The organism is Streptomyces sp. NPDC048696, from assembly GCF_043198895.1.
GTDB lineage: Bacteria > Actinomycetota > Actinomycetes > Streptomycetales > Streptomycetaceae > Streptomyces.
In genome coordinates, this window is sequence record NZ_JBICVJ010000025.1 from 36,004 (window position 1) to 49,862 (window position 13,859).

General features: G+C 72.4%; 10 protein-coding genes. 4 read left to right on the top strand and 6 right to left on the bottom strand.

Annotation, left to right across the window (positions count from 1 at the left end; all coding sequences use genetic code 11):
• Positions 1 to 206: 206 nt before the first annotated feature.
• Positions 207 to 1,232, top strand: coding sequence for a glycosyltransferase family 2 protein (locus ACGFRG_RS33885; RefSeq protein ID WP_361426469.1), 1,026 nt, complete (start codon positions 207 to 209; stop codon positions 1,230 to 1,232).
• A 79-nt stretch (positions 1,233 to 1,311) separates the two neighbouring features.
• Here the strand turns inward: ACGFRG_RS33885 and ACGFRG_RS33890 are convergent, their stop codons facing one another.
• The 4 genes from ACGFRG_RS33890 to ACGFRG_RS33905 all read right to left on the bottom strand — a co-directional run bounded on the left by ACGFRG_RS33890 (position 1,312) and on the right by ACGFRG_RS33905 (position 7,519).
• Positions 1,312 to 3,030 carry an LCP family protein gene (locus ACGFRG_RS33890; protein ID WP_393270233.1) on the bottom strand — a complete coding sequence of 573 codons (1,719 nt, stop codon included), beginning with the start codon at positions 3,028 to 3,030 and terminating at the stop codon, positions 1,312 to 1,314.
• A 57-nt stretch (positions 3,031 to 3,087) separates the two neighbouring features.
• Positions 3,088 to 4,818: an LCP family protein gene (locus tag ACGFRG_RS33895; protein ID WP_393270236.1), complete on the bottom strand. Its 1,731-nt coding sequence runs from the start codon at positions 4,816 to 4,818 to the stop codon at positions 3,088 to 3,090.
• 220 nt (positions 4,819 to 5,038) lie between these two features.
• Positions 5,039 to 6,406 carry an LCP family protein gene (locus ACGFRG_RS33900; protein ID WP_393270239.1) on the bottom strand — a complete coding sequence of 456 codons (1,368 nt, stop codon included), beginning with the start codon at positions 6,404 to 6,406 and terminating at the stop codon, positions 5,039 to 5,041.
• A 360-nt stretch (positions 6,407 to 6,766) separates the two neighbouring features.
• Positions 6,767 to 7,519, bottom strand: coding sequence for a TIGR03089 family protein (locus ACGFRG_RS33905; protein ID WP_361426481.1), 753 nt, complete (start codon positions 7,517 to 7,519; stop codon positions 6,767 to 6,769).
• 128 nt (positions 7,520 to 7,647) lie between these two features.
• Here ACGFRG_RS33905 and ACGFRG_RS33910 point away from each other — a divergent pair, with 128 nt between their 5' ends.
• The 3 genes from ACGFRG_RS33910 to ACGFRG_RS33920 all read left to right on the top strand — a co-directional run bounded on the left by ACGFRG_RS33910 (position 7,648) and on the right by ACGFRG_RS33920 (position 11,354).
• Positions 7,648 to 8,928, top strand: a complete 1,281-nt coding sequence (locus ACGFRG_RS33910; RefSeq protein ID WP_361426484.1) for a peptidoglycan recognition protein — start codon at positions 7,648 to 7,650, stop codon at positions 8,926 to 8,928.
• Positions 8,929 to 9,048: 120 nt separating this feature from the next.
• Positions 9,049 to 10,131 carry an NDP-sugar synthase gene (locus tag ACGFRG_RS33915; protein ID WP_361426487.1) on the top strand — a complete coding sequence of 361 codons (1,083 nt, stop codon included), beginning with the start codon at positions 9,049 to 9,051 and terminating at the stop codon, positions 10,129 to 10,131.
• A gap of 212 nt (positions 10,132 to 10,343) precedes the next feature.
• Complete coding sequence (locus tag ACGFRG_RS33920; RefSeq protein WP_361433670.1) at positions 10,344 to 11,354, top strand: DNA-3-methyladenine glycosylase 2 family protein; 1,011 nt, start codon at positions 10,344 to 10,346, stop codon at positions 11,352 to 11,354.
• Positions 11,355 to 11,453: 99 nt separating this feature from the next.
• Here the strand turns inward: ACGFRG_RS33920 and ACGFRG_RS33925 are convergent, their stop codons facing one another.
• On the bottom strand, positions 11,454 to 12,797 hold the full coding sequence (locus ACGFRG_RS33925; protein ID WP_393270280.1) for a coenzyme F420-0:L-glutamate ligase: 1,344 nt from the start codon (positions 12,795 to 12,797) through the stop codon (positions 11,454 to 11,456).
• A gap of 104 nt (positions 12,798 to 12,901) precedes the next feature.
• Positions 12,902 to 13,858: a 2-phospho-L-lactate transferase gene (gene cofD / locus ACGFRG_RS33930; protein ID WP_361433672.1), complete on the bottom strand. Its 957-nt coding sequence runs from the start codon at positions 13,856 to 13,858 to the stop codon at positions 12,902 to 12,904.
• Between the last annotated feature and the right edge of the window lies 1 nt (position 13,859).

Sequence of the window (13,859 nt, forward strand, 5' to 3'; positions counted from 1 at the left end):
GCGGGGCCGCTCGTCCTGCTGTCTGCTGCGGGGCCGGTCGGGGCGCTGGGCGGGGCGCAGGGAGCGGGAGGGGGGCGGCGTGGGCACGGGGACCTCCGCTGGCGAAAGGGGGATATGTGGCACCGTAAGCCCATACGATCTGCGACAACCGCCGCCGCCACGGCCGCGCGCGGAGGTGTCCCCCGTTCGCGGTAACGTGAACCACGATGAACGCCACGCACCCCGCAGTTTCCGTGATCATGCCGGTCCTCAACGAGGAGCGGCATCTGCGCAACTCGGTCCGCCACATCCTGGAGCAGGAGTACGAGGGCGAGCTGGAGGTGGTGATCGCGCTCGGCCCGTCCACGGACCGCACCGACGAGATCGCCGCTGAGCTGGTACGCGAGACCGCGTCCCACCCCCGCGCCCGGGTCCACACCGTCCCCAATCCCACCGGGCGCACGCCGGCGGCACTGAACGCCGCCATCAAGGCCTCACGTCACCCGATCGTGGTACGGGTCGACGGCCACGGCATGCTCTCCCCGAACTACATCGCCACCGCCGTGCGGCTCCTGACGGAGACCGGCGCGCAGAACGTCGGCGGCATCATGCACGCCGAGGGCGAGAACGCCTGGGAGGACGCGGTCGCCGCCGCCATGACGTCGAAGATCGGCGTCGGCAACGCGGCCTTCCACACCGGTGGTTCGGCGGGCCCCGCCGAGACCGTGTATCTGGGTGTCTTCCGGCGCGAGGCGCTGGAGCAACAGGGCGGCTACAACGAGGAGTTCATCCGCGCCCAGGACTGGGAGCTGAACTTCCGCATCCGCGAGGCGGGCGGCCTCATCTGGTTCTCGCCCGAGCTGAAGGTCCAGTACCGGCCGCGCCCCAGCGTGCGCGCGCTGGCCAAGCAGTACAAGGACTACGGCCGCTGGCGCCATGTCGTGGCCCGCTACCACGAGGGCTCCATCAACCTGCGCTACCTCGCCCCGCCGGCCGCCGTGTGCGCGATCGCGGCGGGCGTGGTGGTGGGCGCGGTGCTCACCCCGTTCGGCTTCGTGATCCCGGCCGGGTACCTCGCCGCGATCGCCGCCGGTTCCGTACCGGCGGGCAAGGGGCTGCCGCTCAAGGCGCGCCTGCAGATCCCGGTGGCGCTCGCCACCATGCACATGTCCTGGGGCTACGGCTTCCTGACCAGCCCGAAGGCGCTCGCCAAGAAGGTCATCGCGAGCCGCCGCCCGTCGGTGCGGGTCTGAGCCGCACACGTACGAGGCAAAAGGGGGCGCCCGGTGCTTTTCCAGCACCGGGCGCCCCCTTTCGTCGTGCGCGCCGCGCCTACCAGCGGTAGGGCGCGTACACGTCCATGCACTCCTTGTCGTTCGCGCCGTTGACGTTCTCCACGTCCTTCAGCGGGTCGGCGTTGTCGGCGGCCTTCTTCGGGTACGTGGCGCCGGTGCGCCAGTCCGAACCGACCGTGAGGGTCAGCGTGGTGACGTCGGCGGAGACCTTCACCGCGCTGGAGGGCAGCTCCATCGCCTTGGCCACCGACATCGCGTCCGCCTTGCCCTGCGCGCCCGCGCTCTTCGGGTAGGCGAGCGTGGTGGTCGTCGCCGAGCCACGGGTGTCGGCCGCGGTCGCCTTCTGGAAGCCCTTGTTCTTCAGGGTGTCCTTGACCGTGGTCGCCCGCTTGGCCGTGGGCGCCGAGCCGTCGCCGCCGGTGCCGTTGACCACCGTCACGGGGAGGGAGTCGGCGGGGGTCGCCGCCGGGCCCTTGTCCTCGGTCTTGGCCGGGGCGTCGTCCTTCTTGTCGAGCGGCTTGTCGTCACGCAGCAGCGACCACAGCGCGTCGGCGGCGCCCGGCTGCGGCAGCACGTGGTCCTTGTCCTTGGGGTCCTCGATGCGCGGCATGGTCAGCATGTTGATGCGGTCCATCGGGATGCCCTTGAGCTCCATCCCGAGGTCGTAGATCTTCTTGGGCGTGCCGAGCTCACGCGAGACCTGGAGCGCCTTGGTGGCCGTCTCGGCCAGCCCCATGATGCGCCCGGGGTTGCTGAACGCGTTCTGGCTCTTCAGGTTGCGCATCACCGAGTTGAGGTACATGTGCTGCGCCTTGGCGCGGCCCAGGTCGCTCTCGAAGGCGTGCCGGGTGCGCAGCCACTGGAGCGCCTGCTCGCCCTTGACGGTGGTGGTGCCCGCCTTCAGCCGCAGGTGCGAGCCGCCGGGCACCTTGGGCTTGGGCCCGTCGTACACGTTCTGCTTGACGCACACGTCGGCGCCGCCGACCGCGTCCGACATCGCCACCACGCCCGCGAAGTCGACCATCAACCAGTGGTCGATGTAGACCCCGGTGAGGTTCTCCCAGGTGTCCAGGACACAGCCCGCGCCGCCCCGGCCCAGCGACTCGTTGATGACGGTGTTGGTGGCCGGCATCTTCTTCTTCGTCTTCTCGTCGGTGCACTCGGGGATGTCCACCCGGGTGTCGCGCGGAATGCTGACCACCGAGGCGCTCTTGCGGTCCGCCGAGACGTGCAGGAGCATCTGCACATCGGCGAGCGGCGGGGCTCCGACGCTGTCCTTGGATCCGCCCAGCTTCAGGTTCTCCGGCGTGTTGCGGCTGTCGGAGCCGATCAGCAGGATGTTGAGCGGGGTCTGGCCGTCGGCGTTGGCCGCGGTCTTCTTGGCGTTGGAGCCGCCCGCGCTGCGGTCGCCCTTGCGGATGTTCGCGCTCAGGTGCTGGTAGTACAGGTAACCGGCGCCGGCCGTGCCGAGTATGAGCAGCGCGAGCGTCGAGGCGACCCAGCGCAGTATTCGGCGCTTGCCCTTCTTCTTCACGCGCGCCCGCGCTCTGCCGCGCCGGTGCCCGCCGCCGTCGGGCGACGTCTGCTTCTGCGGACCTGACTCCTCCGGCCCCGACGGACCGTCACCGGACGGCTGTTGACCCGACGGCGCCTGGCCGTCGGTCTCCTCGCCGTACAGCGACTCGTCCCAGCCGAGCTGGCCGGCGTGCTGGACGCGCGGTCGCGTCCCCTCCCCGCGCACGCTCTTGTGCCCCACCCCAATACCCCCCTGTCTCAGGGAGTCCCCAGGCCCTCGCGGGCCGGGGACCCGTTGTCACTTTGCGCAGACCGACTTGTCGGCTTCGACCTTCTGGATGCCCTCGGGCGCCTTGGACGGCGCGGCGATGGGAATCCCGGCGCCCTTGAAGTCCGCGCCGAGGGTGAGCTCCATGGGAGCGCGCCCCACCGCATCCTTGGTGCCGGGCTTCAGCGCACTCGCGGGCAGACCCATCAGATCGGCGAGCTCGCGGGCCTGGTCGGCCTGGTTCGGCGCGTACACCAGCGTGGTGTCGGCCAGTTTGGCGGGAGCGTTCCCGCCGTTGTCGGACTTGAGTACGCCCTTGCTGTTCTGCAGCCAGAGCAGTGTCTTGGAGGCGGAGCCCGGCTGGGCACCGCCGTTGAGCACCTGGACGCGCACGGCGGACGGCGCGGCGCGGGTGCCCTTGAGGAGCGCCGCCTGGGCGTCCTTGGCCGCGTTCTCCTTCTTCTTCACCTCGGTGAAGGAGATGTCGGCCTTCATCATGCTGAACACCTGCGGCGCCTTGGTCGGGTCGACGACCACGGTCTTGTGCACCTTGCCGTCGGCCGGGTTGTCGATGACCGGGACGGTCGCGAAGGTGACGTTCTTCAGATCGACCTTGCTCAGATCCTGCGCCAGGCTGGTCAGCTTCTTGATCGACCCTATCCCGGAGTCGACCGTGAGCGCCTTCGTCGCCGCGTTGGCCAGGCTGAACACCTTGGTCGGGCTGCTCAGCGTCGAGTCCGACTTCATCTGCCGCATCATCGAGCCGAGGAACTGCTGCTGCTGCTTGATCCGGTCGAGGTCGCTCTCGTTGCCGAAGCTGTGCCGCGTCCGTACGAACGCGAGCGCCTGCTCGCCCTGGATCTTGCTGATGCCGGCCGGGAGCTTCAGATGCGACTTGGGGTCGTTCACCGGCTTGGCCAGGCACACCTTCACACCGCCGACCGCCGTCGACAGCTCCTTGACCGCGTTGAAGTCGGCCATCATGAAGTGGTCGACGTCGAGCCCGGTGAGCGCCTTGACCGTACGCATGGTGCAGCCCGGGTCGCGGCCCTCCTGGCCGAGGCTGGTGTTGAAGCGGACGTTCGACTCGCCCGGGACGGTCTTGGTGGAGCCGTCCTTCTGCTTCGTCGGGCACTCGGGGATGTTCGTCACCAGGTCGCGGGGGATGGACAGCGCGGTCGCGTTCGTCCGGTCCTTGGAGACATGGAAGAGGATGTTGGTGTCGGCGTGGCCCTCGCTGCCCTTGTCTCCGTACCCCTCGTTGCCCTTGCCGGTGCGCTTGTCCGTGCCGATGATCAGGATGTTGACGGGCCCGTCGGAGGTGGCGTTCTTGTTGCCCGCGTCACCGACGTCCACCGTGTTCAGGTTGTTGTTGAAGTGCTGGTAGAGCAGGTACGCGCCGGCCGAGCCCGCGACGAGGACGAACCCCATCACGCCGCCGGTCCACAGCAGCACCTTCTTCTTCCGCGACGCCTTGGGCTTGCGCTTGCGCCGGCCCGCGGCGGACGCGTCGTCCTGGGGGCTGTCGGAGCCGTCGGCGCCGCGCCGGTTGTCGCGCTGGCCGGGCACCTCGCGCTCGCGCCGGGAGGAGGAACCGCTTCGGCCGGGAGCCGAGGATCTACGGGAAGGAGCGCCGGTCGACGGGGACGACTGCGTTCCGGAGGGATTCAGTCGCAATTCGTAATTGCCCGTCTGCGGGTTGAGTACCCACTGGTCTGCCGGATCGACTTCATCCGCCCGCCCACGGCTCTGCGCATCCACGGTTGCCTTAGTCCTCCGTCGGTGCCACGCGAGACACTTCCCCCAAAGCGCTCTGTCGTTCGGTCGTGCAGTGCGCGGCCCCGGGGGCCACAAGCACCGGGTCGCGTCACACTATCTGCCCAGTTGAGCGAAGAGCGACGGCCGTGACAAATTCCACGCCCCTTACAACCGGGCAATCCGCCCAATCCGCATCCCCGCCCGTTCTCCGTTGGCACACGTTTTACCCGCACATCCCCACGGCGGCATTCGAACCGGGGTACGTGGGCGCGGGACTCGCGGACGGCGGATCGTCCGGCTTGTCGTCCGTCGAGGAGCCGTCCGCGCCGTCCGAGCTGCGGGCGACGTGCTCATCGCCGTCCCCCCTGTTCTTCTGCGCGGTCCCCGGCGCCACCTTCAGCGGCCGGTCGTCGCGCAGCTCCTTGAACAGCACCCGCGCGTCCGGCTGGACCAGTTCGTCGCGGTTGGAGTCGTACGCGTAGGGCTGCCGCGGCACGGTCAGGAACTGCACCTTGTCCGTCGGAATTCCCCGCATCCCGCGCACGAGGTCGTAGAGATCCCTGAGCGAATTCAGCCCCGGGTCGGTGGTGAGCGACTTGGTCATCGCGTCGAGCACCGGATAGAGCCGGGTCGGATTGAGCAGCACCCCATTGCTCTGCACCTTGCGCACCAGCGAGCCGAGGAACTGCTGTTGGCGGTCCATGCGTTCGGTGTCGCTGCCGTCACCGAATCCATGCCGGGCGCGCACGAATCCGAGCGCCTGCTCGCCGTGGAGCGTCTGCCGCCCCGCGGGCAGTTTCAGACGCGCCTGACGGTCGTCGACGGGCTGCTTCAGACACACCTCGACCCCGTCGACCGCGTCCACCATGTCCTTGAACCCGCTGAAGTCGACGACCATGTGGTGGTCGACCCGGATTCCGGTGAGCTTTTCCACCGTACGAATGGTGCAGGCGGCGCCGCCGAACTCGAACGCCCAGTTGAACTGGGCGAATTGGGCCTTGGTGCGGGCGCCGTCCTGCTTGAGGCAGTCGGGGATGTCGGCCATCAGATCGCGCGGCAGCGACACGGCGGTGGCGGACTTCCGGTCCGCCGCCAGGTGCAGCAGGATCGTGGTGTCCGAGCGCTGACTGCCGCCGTCGTCACGGCCGTACGCGCTGTTGTTGCCCGCGCGCGAGTCCGAGCCGATGAGCAGCAGGTTCTGCGCGTTGCCGGTGCCCGGCGGCGGGCGCTCCTTCTCGTAGCGCTCCAGCTCGGCGGCGGCCGTGGTGTCGGTGCGGATGTTGTGGTCGAGCTTGTTGTAGAACCACCAGCCGGTACCGGCCGCGGCGAGCACCAGACAGGAGACGCCCACGGCGGTCCAACGCAGCCAGTGGGAGCGATGGTTGGACCCTTCGCCGGTTCCGCTGGTTTCGTCGTCCTCGGCGTCTGTGCCCGCGGACGCCTGCCCGGTCTCCGTGCCGGTCGCTTCCGGCGCCTGTGTCCGTGCCCGCGCCCGTGCCGGTTGTGGTGCCGGATGCGTCGGCGTGTCCGGCTGCGGCTCGTCCTCGGTCCGGTGGTCGGGCCCGGGCGGAGTGCCGGCACTGTCGGTCACGTCGGCGTCCATCCTTACGCGAGGTCGGCGGCGCGCGGGATGCCGCCGGGGCACCCCGGTAGACGGCTGTCGTCCGCGCTTGGTTGTGTGCTCACCGCCGATCATGTCCCGAAGCCGGGGCCCGGGCCCGGGGGACTCGGCCCCCTGTGGGCCACAAGAGTGGCGCCGAACTGCTTTTCGCATGGACGCGTCGGCGTGCGGACGGGCGCGCGGCCCACCGGACGGCCCGTCAGATGTACCTGACCGGGCCGACCGGGTCTGCCTGACCGGACCGGGCGGGTCTGCCTGACCGGACCGGCGGGATGTGCCCGGCCGGTCCGAAGGCTCTGGTCCTACAGCTCCACCGGGCGCTGCCCGGCCTCACACCGCCCGGTGCGTGACCCGTTCGCTCTCGATCCGCTTCTCCAGGCCGCCGTCGCCCAGTTGACCGAGGTTGCGGCAGAGCACCACCGAGCCGCCCGAGGCCAGCGGCGCGTACAGCCCGCGCGCCAGACCCTCCCAGCTGTCGTACGGGAGCGCCGACAGCAGCCGCGAGCCGGGTTCCAGGCCCAGCTCGGCCGCGTCGGCGCGGGCGCGCTCGACGAGCTCGGCGGCGCTCAGTTCGACCGGGCCGACCGCGAGCGCGAGCCCGTCCGAGTCGACGGGGGCGTACGGCGCGAACCGGTCGCCCTGGCTCGGCACCTCGACCGCGTAGTCCTGGAATCCGGCGGGCACCTGCGGGAAGCGGCCGCCGAGCGGGCGCAGCGCGAGCGCCACCCGCTCGCCGGAGCAGGCGCGGGCCGCCTCCAGCGCGTCCGGCCCGGCCACCACGAGGTCCGCGCCCGCCGGGTCGCCGCCGATCTCGACGGTCACGCCCACCGAGTGGCAGGCGAGCAGCCACACCGCGCTCTGCCAGTGCGCGGGCAGCAGCAGCGCGAGCCGGTCGCCGGGCGCGGCGGCGAGGTCGCCCTGGAGCAGATTGGCGGTCTTGGCCACCCAATTGGCGAAGGTGGCCACCGACAGTTCCACGCGTTCGCCGGTGGCGTCGTCGTAGAAGGTGACGAGGGGGCGGGCCGGGTCCGCGGCGAGCGCGGATCGCAGCAGGTCGGCGGGGGTGCGGTCGCTGGCGTTCACGCGGCAAGCGTACGGGGGCCGATGGGGCTCGCGCCCAGGGACGCCACGTCCCGCGTACACCGGTTCGGCCGACGGTCCGTCAGTTCTGAGATGGACAGACTTGTACGGTTATGTCCAGGATCGTCGACATGCGTGCTCTCCTTGCATCCTCGATCGGGGTCGCGTGCGCCACCGCACTCGCCCTGCCGCTCGCCGTGCCCGCCGACGCCGCCACCCGGCCCGCGTCCGCCGCCGCGCCGGACGCCGCCACCCGGCCCGCGCGCGCCGCCGAACTGCCCGGCTCCACCCAGTCGCTGCCGCTCGCCCCGCTCGGCGCCACCGACCGGACCCTGGGCGCCACCCGCGCCCAGGGCCTGCCGGAGCGGGACACCGAGCCCTTCTCCCTGCTCGGCGTCGTCTGGGACGACGCGAAGACCGAACTCCACGGCACGGTCCAGGTCCGCACCCGTGCCGCCGCCTCGCGCACCTGGTCCGGCTGGCAGGACGTGGACACCCACAACCAGGAGCACGCCCCCGACCCCGGCAGCCCCGAGGACGACGCCGCCCGCACCCACGGCGCCACCGCCCCGCTGTGGGTCGGCGACTCGAACGGCGTCGAGGTGCGTGTACGTGCCGACGCGCCGGGCGGGCGCGCACCGGCGGCCGAGCTGCCCCGGGGACTCCACATCGACCTGGTCGACCCGGGCGCGGACCCGGACGCCGGTGACGGCGGGGGCGGGGGCGAGGACCGCGCGCTGGCGCCCGAGGCGGAGACGGCGGGCGAGGCGGGCGCGCCCGGGACGCGCGCGGCGGCGCGCCCCTACATCGGCCCGCGCCCGCGCATCATCACGCGCCGGGGCTGGGGCGCGGACGAGAGCCTGCGCGAGCCGGGTTACGTCTACACCGGCCGCATCAAGGCGGCGTTCGTCCACCACACCGCCTCCGGCAACAACTACCGCTGCTCGCAGGCCGCCTCCGTGCTGCGCAGTATCTACCGCTACCACGTCAAGAGCAGCGGCTGGCGGGACATCGGCTACAACTTCGCCATCGACAAGTGCGGGAACATCTACGAAGGCCGCGCCGGGGGTGTGGCCAAGCCCGTCCTCGGGGCGCACACTCTCGGTTTCAACACCAACTCCATGGGCATCGCCGTCCTCGGGACGTACACCTCGACCAACCCGTCCGCGGCCTCCCTCGACGCGATCGCCCGGGTCACGGCCTGGAAGCTCGGCATGTACGGGGTGGACCCGACCGGCACCACCCATCTGACCTCGGGCGGCGGCAATCTCTACCGGAAGGGACGCAGCGTCAGACTCAACGTGATCTCCGGCCACCGCGACGGCTTCGCCACCGAGTGCCCGGGCACCCGCCTCTACAACAGGCTCGGCAAGGCGCGGTCGTCCTCGGCCCGCCTCCAGGGCCGCCGCTGACGCCCGCCGCGGCGGCCGGCGCCGCCCGGGGCAGGGGCCCGGCGAACCGTCTGCATAAACTGGCCGGCCGTAGTTGAACGATTGATTCCGCCCGGCCCCAGCAGGAAGCAGAGACGACAGGTGACTGAAGCGATCCTCCTGGTCGGCGGCAAGGGAACACGGCTGCGCCCGCTCACGGTGCACACGCCCAAGCCGATGATCCCGGCGGCGGGCGTCCCGTTCCTCACCCACCAGCTGGCCCGCGCGCGGGCGGCGGGCGTGGAGCACATCGTCCTGGCGACGTCGTACCTGGCGGAGGTCTTCGAGCCGTACTTCGGCGACGGCTCTGCGCTCGGGCTGCACCTGGAGTACGTGACGGAGGTGGAGCCGCTGGGCACCGGCGGCGCGATCCGCAACGTCGCCTCGCGGCTGCGCTCGGGGCCGGACGAGCCGGTGCTCATCTTCAACGGGGACATCCTCACCGGCCTGGACATCGGCGCCCTGGTCGAGACGCACTCCTCGTCCGGGGCGGACGTCTCCCTCCATCTGACGCGGGTGGCCGACCCCCGGGCGTTCGGTCTCGTCCCCACGGACGCGGACGGCCGGGTCCAGGCGTTCCTGGAGAAGCCGCAGACGCCCGAGGAGATCGTCACCGACCAGATCAACGCGGGGGCGTACGTGTTCCGCCGCTCGGTGATCGACGAGATTCCGGCGGGGCGGGCGGTGTCGGTCGAGCGGGAGACGTTCCCCGGGCTGCTGTCCGCCGGTGCGCACCTGCAGGGCATGGTGGATTCCACCTACTGGCTGGACCTCGGCACCCCGCAGGCCTTCGTACGCGGCTCCGCCGACCTGGTCCTGGGCCGCGCCCCGTCCCCGGCGGTGCCCGGCCGCTGCGGCGACCGCCTGGTGCTGCCGGGCGCCGTGGTGGCGCCCGACGCGAAGCTCACCGGCGGGACGGTGGTGGGCGAGCGCGCGTCGATCGGCGCGGGCGCGCGGGTGAGCGGCAGCACGGTGCTCGCGGACGCGGTGGTCGAGCCGGGCGCGGTGATCACGGACTCGCTGATCGGGGCGGGGGCCGTGGTGGGGGCGCGGTGCGTGCTGACGGGTGCGGTGGTCGGCGACGGCGCGGTGATCGGCCCCGACAACGAGCTCCGCGACGGGGTCCGGGTGTGGTGCGACGCGACGCTCCCGGCGGCAGCGATCCGCTTCTCCTCGGACGAGTAGCCCCACCCCGCGCCTGGGCGGGGCCCCGCTTCGGGGTGTTCGGCAGCGGACCGTGCTGGGCTCCGCCGCGATGGGGGTCCCCCCTGTTCGAGCGGAGTCGAGAACTTGGGGGAGCGACCAGCCCCCACCGGCGGCGGGACGAAGAACGGGTCCGGGGGCGAAGCCCCCGGGAAAGCCCGTCTCCAGGAGCCCGGGACAGTAACCTCGGGAGCGTGGCCGGTCGCTTCGCTCCCCGTACTCCCACCCGCACCACCGTGCGGGGCGGAGAAACCCGCATACCCCCGGCCGTACCGACCCCCCGCCCCGCCGCCGCGCAGGCCCGCAGCCGCAGCTACACACCCCCCGGCCCACTGGACCTCGGCCTGGTACTCGGCCCCCTCCGTCGCGGCCCCGCGGACCCCACCTTCCGGGCCACCCCGGACGGCGCGGTGTGGCGGGCCTCCCGTACGCCGGACGGCCCCGGCACCCTGCGCGTGACCAGGCAGGCCGACACCGTGGCGGCCGAGGCATGGGGACCGGGCGCTCAGTGGCTGCTGGCGCACCTCCCCGGCCTCCTCGGGGACGAGGACGACCCCACCGCCTTCGCCCCCCGCCACCGCCTCGTCGCCGAGTCCGCCCGCCGCCGCCCCGGCCTGCGCCTGACCCGTACCGCCCTGGTCCTGGAGTCGCTGATCCCGTCGATCCTGGAGCAGAAGGTCACCACGGACGAGGCGTACCGCGCCTGGCGCCTGCTCGTACGCAAGTACGGCGAGCCCGCCCCGGGCCCGGCCCCGGACGGGATGTACGTGATGCCGGACGCGCGGACGTGGGCGCTGATCCCGTCCTGGGAGTGGCACCGGGCCGGCGTGGACGGCAAGCGCTCGTCGACGATCCTGCGCGCGGTACGGGTCGCCCGCCGCCTGGAGGAGGCCGTCGCGCTGCCCCAGGAGGAGGCGGCGGCCCGGCTCCACCTGGTCCCGGGCATCGGCCCGTGGACCAGCGCCGAGACGCTGCAGCGGGCGATGGGCGCGCCCGACCTGGTCAGCGTCGGGGACCTGCATCTGCCGGGCATCGTCGGCTACGCCCTGGCGGGCGACCGCACCGCCGACGACGCCGCGATGCTGGAGCTCCTCGCCCCGTACGCCGGTCAGCGCCACCGCGCCGCCCGCCTGATCCTCCTCAGCGGCCGCACCCCGCCCCGCCGCGCGCCCCGGATGTCGCCTCGCGACATCGGGGCGCTGTGACAAGAGCGGGTGCCTTTAAGGGGCGCGGGGAACTGCGCGAGCAACCCAGCACGGTCCGCAGTCGAATGACGGCACCTCCAACGGAGCGCTCAGCAGTGCTCAGCGCACCTCGATGAACGCCGCCGCGTCCCGCGCCGGTCGCTCCTTCGGCGGCTCCGCCGCGCGCCCGACCGCGACCGCGCCCATCGGGTCCCAGTTCGCGGGCAGGTCGAGGACGTCGCGTACGACATCGCGGCAGAACATCGTCGACGACACCCACGCCGAGCCCAGCCGCTCGCCCGCCAGCGCCACCAGGAAGTTCTGCACCCCGGCACCGGTCGCGACCACGAACATCTCGCGCTCGGCCGTGTCCCGGCGCGGATCGCCGTAGCTGTGCGAGCCGTCCATGACCAGGCACGGCACCACCAAGTAGGGCGCGTTGCGCAGGACTTCGCCCCGGCCGACCCGCTTGGCGATCGACTCCTCGGACTTGCCGTCGCGCCGCAGGTCCGCGATCCACGCGTCGCGCATCGCGTCGAGCAGCCGGGTGCGCGCCCCGGCGGACTCCAGCAGGACGAAGCGCCAGGGCGTGGTGTGGTGCGGGGCGGGAGCCGTCACGGCCGCCGCCACCGCGCGCCGGACCGCGCCGGGGTCGACCGGGTCGTCGGTGAACGCCCGGACCGTACGCCGCTGGGTGACCGCCTCCCGTACCGCCTCCGAGGTACCGAGACGGAACATGTCGTCGGCCGCCGAGCGGACCAGCGCGCGGGCGCCGCCCTCGGCGGACGCCGAGACGAGGTGGGACAGACCGCTGACCACCGCGACCGGCAGGTGCTCGGCCTTGCCCTTCACCAGGTCGCCCGCGGCGGCCAGTTCGTCGGCGTGCGCCACGACGGTCGCGGTCAGCGGGTTGCCGTGCGCGTCCGTGCCGCCGCGCAGGTCATCGAGGACGCGCACGCCCGCGGCGCCGATCGCCACATCGGTGAGCCCGCTGCGCCACGGACGCCCGAAGGTGTCCGTCACCACGACGCCCACCTCGACGCCGAGCGCGGCCCGCAGTCCGGCCCGGATGGCCTCGGCCGAGGCGTCCGGGTCCTCGGGCAGCAACAGGATGGTCCCGGCGGGGGTGTTGGAGGCGTCGACCCCGGCGGCGGCCATGACGAGCCCCTGCCGGTTCTCGACGATGCGCAGGGTGCCGCGCCGGGCCACCACCCGTACCGTCTCGGCGTCGATCGCGGCCTCACGGTCGTCGGCCCGCACGACCCGGCCCTCCGCCTTGGAGACGATCTTCGAGGTGACGAGCAGGACGTCACCGTCGGCCAGGTCGGGCGCGGCGGCGGCGATCAGCTTCGCGAGGTCGTCACCGGCCCGCACCTCGGGAATCCCGGCCACGGCCCGTACCCGGTACGAGGGCGCCGCGACCGGGGTCCGTGTGCCGTGACCCGCGTCCGAGCGGTTGTCCACACGCGCGTCCACGCCCGCCCCGATGTCCGCGTCCGCGTTCACGCTCGCGCCGCCGCCCGCTGCCACGCCCGCGCCCGTCCCGTAATCCGCGTCCCCGTCCGCGCTCACGCCCGTACCTCCTCGGCCAGTGTCAGCGCCTCGCGCGCCATCGCGGCCGTCGCGTCCAGGTCCGTCATCAGCAGCGGGACCGCGCGGCAGCGGATGCCGGCCGCCTCGACGGGGGCGACGGCCGCCGCGTCGGCGGTGTCGACCAGCCAGCCGTCGAGCAGCCCCGACCCGTAGTGCTCGGCGACCGCAGCGGCCGTGGACTCGACGCCGACGGCGGCCAGCACCTTGTCCGCCATGCCCCGCACCGGCGCGCCCCCGACGATCGGCGAGAGCCCGACCACCGGCACGCCCGCGTCCGCGATCGCCTCGCGGATGCCGGGCACGGCCAGGATCGTGCCGACGCTGACGACCGGGTTGGACGGCGGGAAGAGGATCACGTCGGCGGCGGCGATCGCCTCCAGGACGCCCGGCGCGGGCTTCGCCGTCTCCGCGCCGACCGGCACCACGGCCGTCGCGTCCACGGACGCCCGCATCTTGACCCAGTACTCCTGGAAGTGGACGACCTTGCGCCCGCCGCCGTCCTCGATCGCGACATGGGTCTCGACCCGGTCGTCGGACATCGGGATCAGCCGCACGCCGGGCTGCCAGCGGGCGCAGAGCGCCTCGGTCACCGCGCTGAGCGGATAGCCCGCGCCGAGCATCTGCGTACGGACGATGTGGGTGGCGAAGTCGCGGTCGCCGAGACCGAACCACTCGGGGCCCACCCCGTACGCCGCGAGCTCCTCCTTGACGTGGAAGGACTCGTCGGTACGCCCCCAGCCCTGCTCCTCGTTGATGCCACCGCCCAGGGTGTACATCACCGTGTCGAGGTCGGGGCAGACCTTCAGTCCGAACAGATGGATGTCGTCACCGGTGTTGCCGATCACCGTGATGTCCGCGTCGGGCGCGGCCTGCTTGAGGCCACGCAGAAAACGGGCACCGCCGATGCCGCCGGCCAGAACCACAATGCGCATG

Coding starts and splice junctions, on each gene's coding strand:
- ACGFRG_RS33885 (WP_361426469.1), top strand. CDS start 207: ATGAACGCCACGCACCCCGCAGTTTCCGTGATCATGCCGGTCCTCAAC.
- cofD (WP_361433672.1), bottom strand. CDS start 13,858: ATGCGCATTGTGGTTCTGGCCGGCGGCATCGGCGGTGCCCGTTTTCTG.
- ACGFRG_RS33910 (WP_361426484.1), top strand. CDS start 7,648: ATGCGTGCTCTCCTTGCATCCTCGATCGGGGTCGCGTGCGCCACCGCA.